Below are 14,318 nucleotides of genomic sequence, written 5' to 3' on the forward strand. Positions count from 1 at the left end.
CGTGTCCATCATCGAGGACGTCGGTGGGCAGGTCCGTGCCGCCACCGAGGAGTTTCCGGTGGCCCTGATCGGCCAGGCGCTGGAGAAGTTCGGCCTGGCGGCGGAGCGGCTGCGCTGGGTCCGGCAGGAGTCGGCCAACCCGATGGGCGTGCCGGAGCTGTCCGCCGCGACCGAGCACGCCGAGAGCGCCAACTACGCGCTACGGGTGGCGCAGGAGCAGCTGTCGGCGTACCTGACCGCGATCGGGCTGAGCGCGGACGGCGCACCGGCACCCCGCCCCCAGCCGCGCGAACCACGCCACGACACGCCTCCCGCGGAAGGGCCGACCACGGTCGCGCCGGAGCCCGCCGAGCAGGTCCGGCTGCGCCGCTGGTGGTCGGTGCGGGTGGCGGAACTGACCGGCGGCCGCGACGGCGGCGCCGACGAGCCCGACGAGCGACTGGACGACTCCCAGGAGTTGCTGCGCCGGGTGGTCCGCGGGGTGCGTGCCGGCGACCGGGACCGGTTGCGTACCGAGCTGCGCCGCGCCCCGGCCGACGTGGGGCTGGGGATGGCGGCGCTGACGCCGCCGCTGCTCCGCGAGCTGGCCGGTGAGCTGCTGGGGCATCCGCCGCGCGCCAACGACCTCGGCCGGTTGCGCGGGGAGCTGGACGGGCGCGTCCGGGACCTGCTGCCCGGGCTGCCGCCGCCGGTGCTGGAGACACTGCTAACCCGGGTGTGCCGGATGCCGCCGCCACGCGCCTCCGGGGAGCCGCCGCACGCCGCGGACTCCGCGGTGACCGCGGGCGTGGCGACCGGTCTGCTGCTCGCCCGGCTCGGCCGGGACCTGCCCACCGCCGGCCCGCAGCCGGCCGCCGTCGCGCAGCCGGGTGGCTCGGCGCAGCGGCCGGGCGGCGCGGGGCAGCAGCCCGGCGCCGTCGGACGGCAGCGCTCCGGTGCGCTGCCGCCGAGCGCGGGCGGCCCGTGGCGGGACGCGCCGGCGCCGCCGCGCCGACGGAGCTCCGATGGCTGACCGGCGGGGCCAGCTGGCCACCCGGGTCCGGGACTCCCTCGCCGAGGCGCTGGGCGCCACCCGTACCCGCCTGTCGGCCGCGCAGGCCGAGTTGACCGCCGGCCGGGAGCGGTTGGCCCGGGTTCGCCGGGCGGCCGCCGCCGTACCGGAGCGGGTGGGCGGGCAACGGGATCGGCGGCTGGCCGAGATCGACGCGCGGCACTCCGCCCGGATCGCCGAGCTGGCCAGGCACGCGGCCGACGCCGCCCGCCTGGAGGCGCCCGGCTGTGCCGGCGCCGACTGGCCGGGATGGACGCCGACGCCGACCCGCCGGGCCGAACCGCCCGGCGCGCTGCGAGTCGGCACGGTCCGGATCGACGACGTCGACCCGGTGCCCGCGCTGGTGCCGCTGCTCGACGCCGGGCACGTGCACCTGTCCGGGGACGACCGCGCGGGTTGCGACGCGGTGGTCTCGGCGCTGCTGCTGCGGGCCGTCGGCCGCGGCGACCCGGGCCAGGTGCGGCTGATCGGGTACGACCCGGAGCACCTCGGCGGCGGCCTGGCCGGGTTCGCGCCGCTGGGCACCGCCGGGCTGCTGACGTTCGTGGGCCCCGGCGGGCTGGGCCCGTTGCTGGACGACCTGGTCGAGCAGATCCGCCGGATCAACGAGACCGTGCTGGCCGGCGAGTACGCCTCGCTGCGGGAGCTGGCCTCGGCGACCGGCCGCCGCCCCGAGCCGTGGCGGGTGGCGGTGCTGCTCGGCGGCGACGAGCTGAACCGGCACGAACGCGGGCAACTGGACCGGGTGGTGCGGGCCGGTGCGGCCTGCGGCGTGCACCTGGTGGTCCGCGGCGTGCCGCTGCCGGACGATCCGACGGTCACCCGGGTGGTGGCCGACGCGTCCGACGCCCGGATCGGCGGCCCGTCCGGCCTGCCGGTCCGGTTGGACCCGCCACCACCGGCGACGCTGGTCACCGACACGTGCCGGGAGACCGCCGCCCGGGTGAACGCCGGCCCGCCGCCGACCCCGTTCGCCGACCTGCTGCCACCCCCGGACCTGATGTGGCGGGAGGACTCCTCCGGTGGGCTGTCCGCCCCGATCGGCGAGGGGCCGCAGGGCCGGCCGGTACGGCTGACGCTGGGCGACTACCCGCCGCACGCGCTGATCGGTGGGCCGTCCGGCACCGGCAAGACCAATCTGATCTTCGCCTGGATCGGCGCGCTGGCGGCCCGCTACTCCCCCGCCGAGCTGGAGTTCTACCTGCTCGACTTCAAGGAGGGGGTGTCCTTCGCCCGGTTCGCGCAGGGTCGGCGCGACCCGAGCTGGCTGCCGCACATGCGGCTGGTCGGGATCAACGTCAACACCGACCGCGAGTTCGGGCTGGCGCTGCTGCGGTTCCTCGCCGAGGAGCTGCGCCGGCGGGCCGACGCGGCCAAGAAGCACGAGGTGACCAAACTCGCCGAGCTGCGCGCCGTCGACCCGACCGGGCACTGGCCGCGGATCGTCGCGGTGGTCGACGAGTTCCAGATGCTGCTGGCCGGCCGGGACGTGGTCGCCCGGGAGGCGGCCGACCTGCTGGAGGACCTGGCCCGGCGGGGTCGGTCGCAGGGCATCCACCTGGTGCTCGCCTCGCAGGACGTACGCGGCATCGAGGCGCTGTGGGGTCGTCCGGCGCTGGTCGCCCAGTTCACCCTGCGCATCGCGCTGCCCAAGGCGCTGCGGATCCTCGCCGAGCGCAACGACGCGGCGCAGTCACTGCCGCGCTGGCACGCGGTGGTCAACGCCGAGTCCGGCATGGTGGAGGGCAACGAGATCGCCCGGATCCCGTCGGCGAGCGACTGGGAGACGTGGAGCGGCCTGCAGAACCGGCTGTGGCGGATGCGTCCGCCCGACGCGGCGCCGGCCCGGCTCTTCGACGGCGACGCCATTCCCCGGCTGGCGGAGGCCCCGGATTTCCGGGCGCTCACCGCGCCGCCGGACGGGACCGCCCCGCGCACCCCGGTGGCCCTGCTCGGCGAGATCATCGACGTGCAGTCCCGGTCGGCGGCGCTGCGGCTGCCGCGCGCCCCCGGGCGCAACCTCGCGGTGCTGGGCACGCGCGTGGACGAGGCGTGCGCCGTGCTCGACGCGGCCGCCCGGTCGCTGGCCCGCCAGCATCCGCCGGGGACGGCCCGGTTCTCCATCGCCTGCCTGGACGCCGACGCCGACCCGGTGGCCCGGGCGCTCTACGACGACCTGGCCGACGACGCCGCCTGGTACGACGAGGAGACCGTCGGCGAGCTGATGGCCGAGACGGCCGACGGACTTGCCGCCCCGGGTGGCGCGCACTACCTGCTGCTGTTCGCGGTCGACGCGGCGGCCGGTGCGCTGGCGGCACGGACGGGCCGGCGCACCGGCCTGGAGCACCTGCGCCGGATCCTGCACGACGGCCCGGAGCGGCGGACCCACGTGCTGGCCTGGTGGCGAGGAGTCGCCCGGATGCGCGCCGACCTGGGCGGGCCGGCCGCCCGCACCGACCAGATCGGCGCCTGGGTGGCGCTGGACGCGCACGGCGGCGAGCTGGGTGCCTCGCTCTACCCGGGCACCGGCGGCCCCGACTGGTATCCCCGCCCGTGGCGGGGGCTCTTCTTCGACCGGGCGGTGCACCGCACCGGACAGGTGATCATCCCCTATGGACCGTCCCGATGAACCAACCGGTGACCAGTGAGACGTACGCGGCGCAGCTGCGGCGGCTGGCCGAGCTGACCGCCCGGGTGCGCGAGCAGCGCGCCGAGGCGCACACCTGGTACGAACGGCAGTGCGCGGCGGCTGACCGCGCCGTCGCCGACGCCGCCGACCAGGTGCGGCGGGCCGAGGAGGAGCTGGTCGCCGCCCGGGAGCAGCAGGAACGGGTGGACGCCGAGGTGGCGCACCTGTGGCAGCAGCTAAGGGAACGGCTCGGCGTGGGCGCCCGTCGCCTCGGTGGCCCGCCCGCCCCGGCCAACGGCGTGGTCACCGATCCGATGCTGCCGCTTCGCCGCGCCCGCGACCTGCTCGACCGGGCCGGCCAGCCGGGTGAGCTGCCGGGTTCGGTGAACCCGTTGCTGGCGCTCTGCGGGGTCGCCGGTGCGGTGCTGGCGTACGCGCTGGGCGCAGGCGCCCGGGCGCTCGGCGTCGGGTACGGCGGGGACCTGGCCGTCGGGATGCCCGTGTTGGGGCTGGTGGTGACCCTGCTCGGGCCGCTGGTCGGTCTCGTGCCGGCGCGGGTGCTCGCCGATCGTCGGCACGCGGTGCTCGGGCCAAGGCCGATCACGGTGGTGCTCGGCGCCGGCCTGCTCGCCACCGTGCTGCTGCTCCTGCTCGGCCGCTGACCCGGCCAACCTCTGCGCTACTGATCGACTCGACGTCCGGGAAGGCGCGCCATTCCCGCCACCGGACACCGCGACATCAAGGAAGCCGAGTCGATCACCCGCGGGCCGGAGGTGTGCTCACTCCGGCACGAGGACGGCCTCGCGCAGCAGCCGGCGGGCCAGGGTGACCCGGTCGGCGTCGTCGGGCAGCCCGGGCAGGTCGCCGACCCGGGTGACCGCGCCGGTGAGCAGCGCGCGGACCGCCGGCTCGCACTCGGACGGCAGGGTGATGGTGCGGTCGAACAGCCGCAGCGCCACCGTGTCCGACCCGTGGGGCACGAGCTGCCAGCGCAGACCCGGGCGCAGGGTGAGCCGGGAGTCGGCGTCCAGGGCGGCCAGCGCGCCGGCCTGGGCGAGCGGCCGGATCGGCGCCGGGCGGGCGGCCGGCCAGGCGCGCTGCCGCAGCCGTGCCGCGACGGCGCCGGGGTCGGCGCGCAGCAGCCAGTCCCGCAGCGCCTCCACGGTCTCGGTCAGCTCCGGCTCGATGGCGTCCGGGTCGGCGACGTCGGTGCCGAACGGCAGGCTGGCGCGCAGCCGCTGGTCCTCGGCGGCCAGCGCGAGCAGCTCCTCGACCAGGGCGTAGCGGGTCAGCGCGCGGACGCCCACGGTGAGGTGCAGCGAGCTGGCCTCCTGCGCCTGGGCGCTGTGCAGCCAGCCGCGTGGCAGGTAGAGGGCGTCGCCGGGGGCGAGCACCACGTCCAGCGCGGCAGGGCCCTCTGCGGTGGCGCCGACCTCGTCGGCGCGGCCTCCCCAGGGCTGCTTCTCCAGCGGGTCGGGCAGCACCGGCGGGTGGATCCGCCAGTGCTTGCGGCCGTCGACCTGGAGCACGAACACGTCGTGGGTGTCGTAGTGGGTGGCGAAGCCCTGACTGCCGGCCGGGGTGAGGTAGGCGTTGATCTGCAGCGGCTGGTTCAGCGCGAGGCCCAGGTCACGGGCGAAGTCGACCAGCGGCGGCCAGATCCGGTGCAGGCCCTGCAGCACCAGGGTCGCGCCGCCGGCGTACTGCTCCAGGATCCGCTCGTCGAGCACCTGGTCGGCGATCTCGGCGCCGGCGCCACCGCCGCCGGTCCACCGCGCCGCCGGGACGAGCTGCCCGTCCTTGGCCACGCGCAGGAAGGGGGTACGCAGACCGCGCCGGCTCAGCAGCTCGTCGGCGTCGGCGGTGCTGAGCAGGTCGGTGAAGCCGGCCGGGTCGGGCAGCTCGGCGGCGCGGGACAGCAGCGGGGTGTGCCCCCAGTGCGCGGCGGCGAACTTGGCCGGTTCGACCGAGACGCAGCGGGCCAGCGCCGCGGCGGCGGTCGCGGACGGAACCGCCGGGCGGCCGTGGCCGCCCGGCGGGTCGAGATGCGTCACGACGGACCCTTACCGTGCGCTGCCGTCAGCGCCACCGTCCTGTTGGCCCGGGGTCGCTCCACCGTCGGCAGGACCCTCCGCGCCACCGTCGGCGCCACCGTCCTGCTGGCCGGGGGTCGCGCCACCGTCGGCGGGACCCTCCGCGCTGCCGTCGGCGCCGCCGTCGTGCTGGCCGGGGGTCGCACCACCGTCGGCGGGACCCTCCGCGCTGCCGTCCGCGCCACCGTCGTGCTGACCCGCCGTCGCACCACCGTCGGCCGGGCCTTCCGGGCCGCCGCCGCCCGTGGTCTGCATGTCGTCGTCGTTGAGTGCCATCGGTACTCCCTCGGGTGTGCCGCCCCGCCGTACGCCGGGGTCCGTCGTGCTGCGGGTGGTACCCCACGCGCGATCTTCTCTAACCCTCACCGTAGACGCCGAACCGGGGCGACACGGGCGGTTCACCGGTGGCGGGGTCGGTGCCAGGATGGAGGGGTGATCCTGGTGGGCACCTCCGGCTGGCAGTACCGCGACTGGCGGGGCCGCTTCTATCCCGAGCGGCTGCCGCAGCGGCTCTGGCTGGAGCACTTCGCCGCCGGCTTCGCCACCGTCGAGGTCAACAACGCCTTCTACCGGCTGCCGGAGCGGGACACCTTCGCCGCCTGGCGTGCCCGGACCCCGGCGGACTTCTGCGTGGCCGTGAAGATGAGCCGCTACCTGACCCACATCAAGCGGCTGCGTGACCCGGCGGAGCCGGTCGCCCGGTTCCTCGGGCGTGCCACCGCGCTCGGTGACCGGCTCGGCCCGGTGCTGCTGCAACTGCCGCCGAACCTGCGAGCCGACGTCGACGCGCTCGACGCGACACTCCGGCTCTTTCCGGCCGAGGTGCGGGTGGCCGTCGAGCCACGGCACCCCTCCTGGTGGACCGACGCCACCCGCGCGGTGCTGGAACGCCGGCGGGCGGCGCTGGTCTGGGCGGACCGGCTGGGCCGCCCGGTCGCGCCGCTGTGGCGCACCACCGACTTCGGTTACCTGCGGCTGCACGAGGGGCGGGCGCGGCCCTGGCCCCGGTACGGCCGCACCGCGCTCGCCACCTGGGCACGCCGGCTGACCGACACCTTCGACGCGGACGAGCCGGCGTACGTCTACTTCAACAACGATCCGGGCGGCGCCGCCATCGTGGATGCCGTCGCCTTCGCCGCGCTGGCCGGGCGGACCGGCCATCCGGTGTCCCGGGTGCCGGCCGCGGTACCGCGACCCGACGGCGCGGGGCAGGCCGGCGGCTGAGCCCGCCCGAGTGCTTCCGGGCGGGCTCGCGGCGTCAGGGCAGCATCCGGGCCAGGTCCTTGGGCATGGTGTCCTTGACGTCCTGCCACTCGCCCTGGGTGACGTGCCGGCGCAGGGTGTCCAACACCACCTGCGTCACCCGCTCCGCGCCGCCCTCCACGTCGTACGGGAAGCCCTGGCGGACCTCGTAGAGGAAGTCGTCACGGTTGAGCTTGATCGGCACGTCCGAGGGGTTCCACCCGTCGAAGTAGATCCCGCGGACCAGCACCGGCAACTGCTGGGCGAACTCCACGCTCTCGTTGACCGGCAACCGGTCACGCAGCAGGTGCAGCACCGTGCGCAACGCCGCGTACGACTGGTTGCGCCGGTCCTTCGGCCAGCCGTAGGCGTTCTCGATGTCCTTGAGAATCAGGTTCGTCTTGTCGAGCGAGGACTCGAATGCCGAGATCTGTTGGTCAGCCATCGGTCGACCCCCGTTCCCCGGTGTCCCATCGTTGGTCGTCGTCGCGACGCGGCGGCCCCGCCGGTCCGCGTCGGGCCCGGATCGGGCTGCCCTGCGGCACGCGCCGGGCGTTGTCGGCCGTCCCGACCACGTGCAGGACGGCACCACGCCGTCTATCCGCCACCAGTCGAACCGTCATCCCGTCACCTCCGTGTCTTCTGCGGCGCCGGCCGCCGTCACGGCCGCACGCACCTGCCACCCTGCCGCCCGGGCGGGTGACCCGGCCCCACCCGGATCGGGTGAGCCGGGCGAGGTCAGTCCACGCCGAGGAGCCCGGCCAGGGTCTTCCCGTTGGTCTGCGCGTAGTCGCGGTAACAATTGTTCATGAGGACGTGGGTCTTCTCGGCGCTGTCGGCCAGCTCGCGCAGCTTCGGCGCCCAGTCGGCCAACTCACGCTTGGAGTAGTCGTAGCCGAACTTCTCGTGGATGTCCTTGCTGGTCCACTTGTCGCTGTGGCCGTGGAAGCGCACCACGGCGAGGTCCGCCGTGGCGGCCAGCACCGGCGGCACCGACGAGCGGTGGCCCTGCGGCATGTCCACGCAGACGAACGGCAGCCGGTGCTGCCGCAGGAAGGCCAGTGTCTCGTCGGCGTTGGCGCCGTCGAACCAGGAGGCGTGCCGGAACTCGTAGACCGGCCGCAGCGGCGCGCAGCGCTTCGCCACCTCCAGCAAATACTGCTTGTTGTCCCGCTTGATCGTGAACCAGGGCGGGAACTGGAACAGCAGTGCGCCCAGCTTGCCCGCCTCGACCAGCGGGTCCAACGCGGACAGGAAACGCGTCCACACCTCCTCGTACGCCTGCGCGGGCAGGTCGTCGGGGTAGACGTTCTTTTTCTCCGTCTCCGGCCGCAGGTCCTTGTAGAGCGCGCTGACCCGGGTGGGATGCCCGGTCAGCATGCTGAACGCCTTGATGTTGAACGTGAAGCCGGCCGGGGTGCGCTCGGCCCAGAGCCGCGCGGTCGCCTCGGCGGGCGGCGAGTAGTAGGTGGCGTCCACTTCGACCAGCGGAAACTGCCGGGCGTAGTACGCCAGCCGCTTCTCCGGTGTGTCGGCGGTCTGCGGATACCACCCGGAGTCGAGCAGCGTGCGGTCGGTCCAGGACGCGGTGCCCACGAGAATGTCACCCATGGGTGGAGTCCATCGCGTCGTGGACCGACCGGCAACCGCTGACGTCGCTCAGGCCGCCCGCCGCTCGCGGGTCTGCTTGCAGGTCACGCAGGTGGTGGCGGACGGGAAGATCTCCAACCGCTCCACCGGGATCGCCGCCGAGCAGCCTTCGCACCAGCCGTAGGTGCCCTCTGCGAGCCGGCCCAGGGCGTGCTCGTACTGGGCGCGGCGGTCGAGGATGGTGCGCAGCAGGGATTGGGCGGTGTCCCGCTCGGCGGTCTTGGTGCCGCTGTCGGCCTGGTCGTCGCCAGCGGTGTCACCGACCTCCACCAGCCGCAGCACCTGGCTCTGCAGCACGGCCTGCTCGTACTCCGCGGTCAACTCGTCGTAGCGCGCCTGGAGGGAGAGCCGGATCTGGTCGATCTCCGTCTGGGAACGGCCCGTACCGACCGTGTCGTGGACGAGCATCGCTGCCTGCCTTTCCTGGGCCTGTGGCTCAAGGTGAACCGGGATGCCGGCGGCACCTGGCCCCGGTCACGGTCGCATCCGGTGCACGGGCGGTCACCCGTGCTCTGTGAGCCGGGCGAGTACCCGCCCGGGGAGTCGACCAAACCGGCGATTTTCGCCGATCGTCAGCCGCCGGCTCCGGGCTCCACGAGAGCGGGGTGGCGGGGGTCGTCGGCCCGTACCACCACGTCGGCGAAGCTGGCCGGGACGACCTCCTCGGCGTACCGGTCGAAGGCCGGCAGGGTCCACTCCAGGGCCGGTTCGGTCCGCCGGCGCAGTGCCGCCGCGGACAGCTCCAGGTGGACGGTGACGTCGAAGGGCAGGCCGCCGCCGAGCAGCAGTGTGCCACTGACCAGGACGACGCCGCCGGGTGGCAGGTCGACGTAGCGGGCACGGCTGGCCCGGTCGGCGGCGGCGTCCCAGAGCGAGGGGAGCAGCCGGCCGTTCCCGCCGGGGCCGGCCGGGTCGAGCACCTCGCGGCGCAACCCGGTCTCGTCCACCCAGCCCTCGTAGTAGGCGTCCGGGTTGGTCCGGCCGAGCTCGAAGCGCAGCGACGCGGGCCGGAGGAAGTCGCTGGCGCGTACGTGCAGGACCGGGTGGCCCCGGGCACGCAGCGGGTCGATCAGCGTGGTGGCCAGTTCGTCCGGGCCGGCGGCGGGGGCGCCGTCCACCGCCACCCGTAGCCGCGCCGGCCCGACGGTCGCGGCGGCGTCGGCCAGCCGGCCGGCCAGCTCGGTGACGAGCAGGTCGGGCGAGATGGGTCGGATGCGCACCGGACCATCCTGCCCCGCCCAGCGGCGTGTCGGTGCGGCCGGTCAGCCGGTGCGGTCGATGGTGACGCGGGCGTCGTCGGCCAGGCGGTAGCCCACGCCGTAGACGGTGGTGACCAGGGGAACGTCCACGCCGACCTTGCCGCGCAGCCGGCGTACGTGCACGTCGACGGTGCGGACGCCGGCGTGCTCGTAGCCCCAGACGGCGTTGAGCAGTTGCAGCCGGGTGAACACCCGGCGGGGGTGGGCGACCAGGTGCAGCAGCAGGTCGAACTCCAGCCGGGTCAGCGGCAAGGGCTCGTCGTCGCGCAGCACCGACCGCGACGAGGCGAGGATGTGCAGGGCCGGGATGGTCGGGGTGACCGGCCGGGTCGACCGGTTGGCCGGCACGGCGTCGGCGCGACGTTCGGCCGGAACCGAGCTGGTGATGACCGCCTCGCCCCGCTCCAGGAGCTCGCGGGCCGCCTCGAGCAGCCGGCGGGCCGGCGGGGTCAGCGACTCCTCACAGGCGAGCGGGATGGACAGCGTCACGGTGAGCACGGGCGCGGCGGTGTTCGCCGGGCGGCGCTGGCCGCCGGGAGGTCGACCGGGCACCGCGGGTTGGGACGTATGCCATCCGGCGCGCGACGAGGCGGGGCTGACCGACATGGTCCTCCTTGGCTGGGTCCGGGTATCTCCCCACGGCCCGGGACGCCGCTTCATCGATGCTTCCCGGCGCCCGGGCGAGGGTCAAGAGGCGGCTGCGTTGCATGAATGTGACAATTGACGAACACATCGGAGCCGAGTGCTCGCTCTGCGTACGAAGCCAGATGATTACAGCAGAGCCGCCCAGATGACCCGATACGGGGGTCCCCGCCCGTTGACCGTGGCCGGTCCGGCCGCGTACGGCCGGTGCTCAGCGGCCGCGCTCCACGCTGATCCGCGCCTCGTCGGCCAGCCGGTAACCCACCCCGTAGACGGTGGTGACGACAGGAGTGCCGTCCAGTTTGGCCCGCAGCCGGCGCACGTGCACGTCCACCGTCCGGGCGACCGCGTGCTCGTAGCCCCAGACGCTGGCGAGCAACTGGAGGCGGGTGAAGACCCGGCGCGGGCGCTCGGCCAGGAACAGCAGCAGCTCGTACTCGATGCGGGTCAGCGGGACGACCCGGTCGCCACGGCGGACGATCCGCGAGCCGGCCAGGATGCGGACCTGGTCGGTGTCGTCGGCGGCGGACGGCTCGGCGGTGGCGTCGGCGACCGGACGCGGCCCCGGCGGGACGTGGTCGGCGGTGCGCAGCCGTCCCTCCCCCGACTCGGCCAGCTCGCCGAGCAGCTGCACCAGCCGCGCCAGCCGGGGGCTCAGCGGCCCGGGCGCGAGGTCGAGGGTGATGGTCAGGGTGGGACCGGTGCGCTGGCGGGCGGGGCGAGGGCCCGGGTGGTGGGGGCGCGTGGGGATGGCGACGACGGACATGGTGCCTCCTGGGATGGCGGTACGCCCGCCACGCGCGGTGCGGCGTGGCGGTCAGCGGCGCGCCGGGCCGGCGGTGACCGGCGACGCGAGAGGGGACCCGCGGTGCAGCGGGGTGGGGCCGAGGGCCGGCAGGCCGGCGATCCGCCAGGCGGCGAAGCCACCGACCACGTCCGTGGCCCGGTGCAGGCCGATGTCCTGCAGCGCGGCGGCGGCCAGCGACGAGGTGTAGCCCTCCTGGCAGAGGATCACCACGGGAACGTCGTAGTCGACCGCCTGCGGCAGCCGGGCGGGGCAGCGCGGGTCGAAGCGCCACTCCAGGACGTTGCGTTCGATCGCGAGCGAGCCCGGCACGACACCGTGCGCGGCCCGCTGGGCGGCCGGCCGGATGTCGACCAGCAGCGCCCCGGCCCGGTACGCCAGGTGCGCCCGCTCCGGATCGAGCCGGTCGAGCCGGTCGCGCGCGGCGGCCAGGATCTCGTCGATGCCCCGGGAGCCCGGTGGCGGCACGGGGGCCGGACACCGCTCGGCGGTCACCTGCATGGTCGGTTCCTTTCGGTGGTCGAGGGTGGATCGTGGGTGCCGGCCGCTCACCAGGAGCGGCCGGCCTCGGCGACCTCGGCGACCCGCAGCCGCCCGTCGGCGAGGTGGTAGCGGGTCATCCGGACCAGCGCCGGCCGGTAGACGTGCACGCTGATCGCCGGTTCCGTGCCCCGGTTGGTCACCACGTGCACGTGCCGGGGGCCGAAGCGGCGACCGGCGCCGGCGCCGAGCAGCCGGGGGCGCAACCGGCCACCGGCGACGGTCTCCTCGGTGAGCGCGCCGTCGACCACCCGGAACGCCCCGGCGGAGCCGCCGTGGTCGTGCAGGTCGGTGCCCTGCCCGGGCAGCCAGCTCAGCGCCCACACCTCGTGGTCGTCGCCGATGGCGAGCCGGGCGTACCAGCGCTCGTCGGGGTCGAAGCGCAGCGGCACCGGCCAGCGGGCCGGGTCGGCCCAGCGGGCGGCGACGGCGAGCAGGTCGGGCTCCGGGCCGTGGTGGTTCATGGCGGTCCTCGCGGTCGTTCGGCGGGTGCCCTCGTACTCTAGCCGTCAAACCCTATAGGTTTAGTAGGTAATACCACGTGCTGGGACGCCCGCTGCGCACGCCGCCTCTCAGCGCAGGACCGGCGGGTCCACCCGGTAGCCGGGCAGCGACGGCCACCGCACGGTCAGCACCACCGAGGCGCACTCGGCGTACCAGGAGTGATCCACCCCCCGGGCCCACACCACGTAGTCGCCCGGGGCGGCCAACCGCACCGTCCGGTCCGGCAACTCCACCCGGAACCGCCCCTCCACCAGTACGAGCAACGCGGTCCGCCGCTCCTCCGTCGCCCACCGCGAGCGGGCCTCCCCGGGCGGGTGCACGCCCCACTTCACCTCGACGTCGGTGCTGTGCCGGATCTCCCCCGGCGGCGCGAAGTGCCCGAGCAGCCAACCCGCGTTTCCGGCACCGTCGACACCGGCGTTGCCCACGTACACCGTCTCACCCAACGGACCCTCCCCCAGCGCACCGGCCGAGCAACCTATCAGTGCCCGGACGACTAACCTGGACCGGTGACCGACGACCTCGACGCCGAGACGTTGGCGTTCGCGCACCGGATGTTCGACCTCGCCCGCGCGGGCTCCACCGAGGAACTGGCCGCGCAGCTCGACGCCGGCCTGCCCGTCAACCTCACCAACGACAAGGGCGACACGCTGCTGATCCTCGCCGCGTACCACGCCCACCCCGCCACGGTGGCCGCCCTGCTGGACCGCGGCGCCGACCACACCCGGACCAACGACCGCGGCCAGACCGCCCTGGCCGCCGCGGTCTTCCGCAGCAGCACCGACGCCGTCCGCGCGCTGCTCGCCGCCGGCGCCGACCCGGCGCACGGCAACCCGTCCGCGATCGAGACCGCCCAGTTCTTCGACCTGCCGGAGATGACCGAGCTGCTGCGGGCCGGCTGACGCCGACCCCGGCGGGCCGGTATACAGAGTCGGTGGAAGATCCCCTGCCCGAGCAGATGCGGGCCGCCGCCACCGCGCTGCTCGCCGCGCTCGACCCGACGGCCCGCGACCAGGCCGTACGCCCGTTCGACGACGAGGCGGCGCGGCGCTGGCTGGAGTACCGGCCCCGGCCCCGCCCCGGCACCTGCCTCGCCGAGCTGGACATCGCCGGCCGCAAGGCCGCCCACCGGCTCCTGGCGACCGCGCTCAGCCCGTCGGCGTACGCGCAGGCGATGGCGATCGTCGCGCTGGAGGAGGTGCTGGACCGGGCCGAGGGCTGGCACCGCGGGCGGCACAGCGGCGACTACTGGATCGCGGTGTTCGGCGACCCGGCGCGCGACGACCGCTGGGCGTGGCGGCTGGAGGGGCACCACCTGTCGGTGAACATGACCGTGGTCGACGACCAGGTCTCCCCCGCGCCGATCTTCTTCGGCGCCAACCCGGCGGCGGTCCGGTACGCCGGCCGCCCGGTCTCCCGGCCGCTCGGCGTCGAGGAGGACCTCGCCCGCGCCCTGCTCGATGCGATGGGCCCGGCCGAGCGGGCCGCCGCGATCCTCGCCGACGAGGCACCGGCGGACATCATCAGCGCCACCCGAGGGCGGGTCGACGGGCCACTGGAGCCGCTCGGCGTGCCGGCGGGCCGCCTGGGGCCGACCGGCCGGGCGCTGCTCGACCAGGTGGTCGCGCTCTACCTGGACCGGCTGCCCCCGGAGCTGGCCATCCGGGAGGCACGCCGCCTCGACGGCGGTGAGCTGCACTTCGCCTGGGCCGGCCCCACCCGGCCGGGCCAGCGGCACTACTACCGGGTCCAGGGCGACGACCTGCTGATCGAGTACGACAACACCACCGAGGACGGCAATCACGCGCACACCGTGCTGCGCCGCCCGGCCAGCGACTTCGGCGCCGACGTCCTGGCCAACCACCACCAGACCCACCCCCACCCCTCCGACCAACGCGGTTGA

General features: G+C 75.2%; 17 protein-coding genes. 6 read left to right on the forward strand and 11 right to left on the reverse strand.

Annotated elements, in window-relative coordinates; all coding sequences use genetic code 11:
* Position 1 precedes the first annotated feature (1 nt).
* The 3 genes from M8C17_RS03300 to M8C17_RS03310 are packed head-to-tail and all read left to right on the forward strand — an operon-like array spanning position 2 to position 4,342.
* On the forward strand, positions 2-1,012 hold the full coding sequence (locus M8C17_RS03300) for a hypothetical protein (protein WP_252414814.1): 1,011 nt from the start codon (positions 2-4) through the stop codon (positions 1,010-1,012).
* On the forward strand, positions 1,005-3,680 hold the full coding sequence (locus tag M8C17_RS03305) for an FtsK/SpoIIIE domain-containing protein (RefSeq protein ID WP_252414815.1): 2,676 nt from the start codon (positions 1,005-1,007) through the stop codon (positions 3,678-3,680). Before M8C17_RS03300 ends, M8C17_RS03305 begins: the two co-directional genes overlap by 8 nt.
* A complete protein-coding gene (locus M8C17_RS03310) occupies positions 3,677-4,342 on the forward strand; it encodes a hypothetical protein (protein WP_252414816.1) in 666 nt (221 codons plus the stop codon). Before M8C17_RS03305 ends, M8C17_RS03310 begins: the two co-directional genes overlap by 4 nt.
* Positions 4,343-4,459: 117 nt before the next feature.
* Here the strand turns inward: M8C17_RS03310 and M8C17_RS03315 are convergent, their stop codons facing one another.
* Both M8C17_RS03315 and M8C17_RS03320 read right to left on the reverse strand, forming a co-directional pair.
* On the reverse strand, positions 4,460-5,734 hold the full coding sequence (locus M8C17_RS03315; RefSeq protein ID WP_252414817.1) for a JmjC domain-containing protein: 1,275 nt from the start codon (positions 5,732-5,734) through the stop codon (positions 4,460-4,462).
* Positions 5,735-5,743: 9 nt separating this feature from the next.
* Complete coding sequence (locus tag M8C17_RS03320) at positions 5,744-6,049, reverse strand: hypothetical protein (RefSeq protein WP_252414818.1); 306 nt, start codon at positions 6,047-6,049, stop codon at positions 5,744-5,746.
* Positions 6,050-6,205: 156 nt separating this feature from the next.
* Here M8C17_RS03320 and M8C17_RS03325 point away from each other — a divergent pair, with 156 nt between their 5' ends.
* Positions 6,206-6,997 (forward strand): DUF72 domain-containing protein, encoded by a 792-nt coding sequence (locus M8C17_RS03325; protein ID WP_252414819.1) that lies wholly within the window; start codon positions 6,206-6,208, stop codon positions 6,995-6,997.
* Between the two features lie 34 nt (positions 6,998-7,031).
* Here M8C17_RS03325 and M8C17_RS03330 read toward each other — a convergent pair whose 3' ends face one another.
* The 9 genes from M8C17_RS03330 to M8C17_RS03370 form a co-directional block, all read right to left on the reverse strand.
* On the reverse strand, positions 7,032-7,460 hold the full coding sequence (locus M8C17_RS03330) for a DUF2267 domain-containing protein (RefSeq protein ID WP_252414820.1): 429 nt from the start codon (positions 7,458-7,460) through the stop codon (positions 7,032-7,034).
* 293 nt (positions 7,461-7,753) lie between these two features.
* Positions 7,754-8,626 carry a DUF72 domain-containing protein gene (locus M8C17_RS03335; protein WP_252414821.1) on the reverse strand — a complete coding sequence of 291 codons (873 nt, stop codon included), beginning with the start codon at positions 8,624-8,626 and terminating at the stop codon, positions 7,754-7,756.
* A 48-nt stretch (positions 8,627-8,674) separates the two neighbouring features.
* The gene (locus tag M8C17_RS03340) at positions 8,675-9,073 is read right to left on the reverse strand and encodes a TraR/DksA C4-type zinc finger protein (protein ID WP_203178243.1); all 399 of its coding nucleotides are present in this window, start codon (positions 9,071-9,073) and stop codon (positions 8,675-8,677) included.
* A 164-nt stretch (positions 9,074-9,237) separates the two neighbouring features.
* Complete coding sequence (locus M8C17_RS03345; protein WP_252414822.1) at positions 9,238-9,885, reverse strand: uridine kinase; 648 nt, start codon at positions 9,883-9,885, stop codon at positions 9,238-9,240.
* A gap of 42 nt (positions 9,886-9,927) precedes the next feature.
* Complete coding sequence (locus tag M8C17_RS03350) at positions 9,928-10,530, reverse strand: winged helix-turn-helix domain-containing protein (RefSeq protein WP_252414823.1); 603 nt, start codon at positions 10,528-10,530, stop codon at positions 9,928-9,930.
* A 247-nt stretch (positions 10,531-10,777) separates the two neighbouring features.
* Complete coding sequence (locus tag M8C17_RS03355) at positions 10,778-11,332, reverse strand: winged helix-turn-helix domain-containing protein (RefSeq protein ID WP_252414824.1); 555 nt, start codon at positions 11,330-11,332, stop codon at positions 10,778-10,780.
* 51 nt (positions 11,333-11,383) lie between these two features.
* The gene (locus tag M8C17_RS03360) at positions 11,384-11,872 is read right to left on the reverse strand and encodes a rhodanese-like domain-containing protein (protein WP_252414825.1); all 489 of its coding nucleotides are present in this window, start codon (positions 11,870-11,872) and stop codon (positions 11,384-11,386) included.
* A gap of 47 nt (positions 11,873-11,919) precedes the next feature.
* Positions 11,920-12,375 carry a cysteine dioxygenase family protein gene (locus M8C17_RS03365; protein ID WP_252414826.1) on the reverse strand — a complete coding sequence of 152 codons (456 nt, stop codon included), beginning with the start codon at positions 12,373-12,375 and terminating at the stop codon, positions 11,920-11,922.
* 108 nt (positions 12,376-12,483) lie between these two features.
* The gene (locus M8C17_RS03370; protein ID WP_252414827.1) at positions 12,484-12,861 is read right to left on the reverse strand and encodes a signal peptidase I; all 378 of its coding nucleotides are present in this window, start codon (positions 12,859-12,861) and stop codon (positions 12,484-12,486) included.
* 63 nt (positions 12,862-12,924) lie between these two features.
* On the opposite strand from M8C17_RS03370, the gene M8C17_RS03375 reads away from it, so the two are divergent.
* Positions 12,925-13,317 (forward strand): ankyrin repeat domain-containing protein, encoded by a 393-nt coding sequence (locus M8C17_RS03375; protein WP_252414828.1) that lies wholly within the window; start codon positions 12,925-12,927, stop codon positions 13,315-13,317.
* A gap of 32 nt (positions 13,318-13,349) precedes the next feature.
* The gene (locus tag M8C17_RS03380) at positions 13,350-14,318 is read left to right on the forward strand and encodes a DUF3500 domain-containing protein (RefSeq protein WP_252414829.1); all 969 of its coding nucleotides are present in this window, start codon (positions 13,350-13,352) and stop codon (positions 14,316-14,318) included.

Origin of the sequence: Micromonospora sp. RHAY321 (genome assembly GCF_023896955.1) — a bacterium.
GTDB lineage: Bacteria > Actinomycetota > Actinomycetes > Mycobacteriales > Micromonosporaceae > Micromonospora.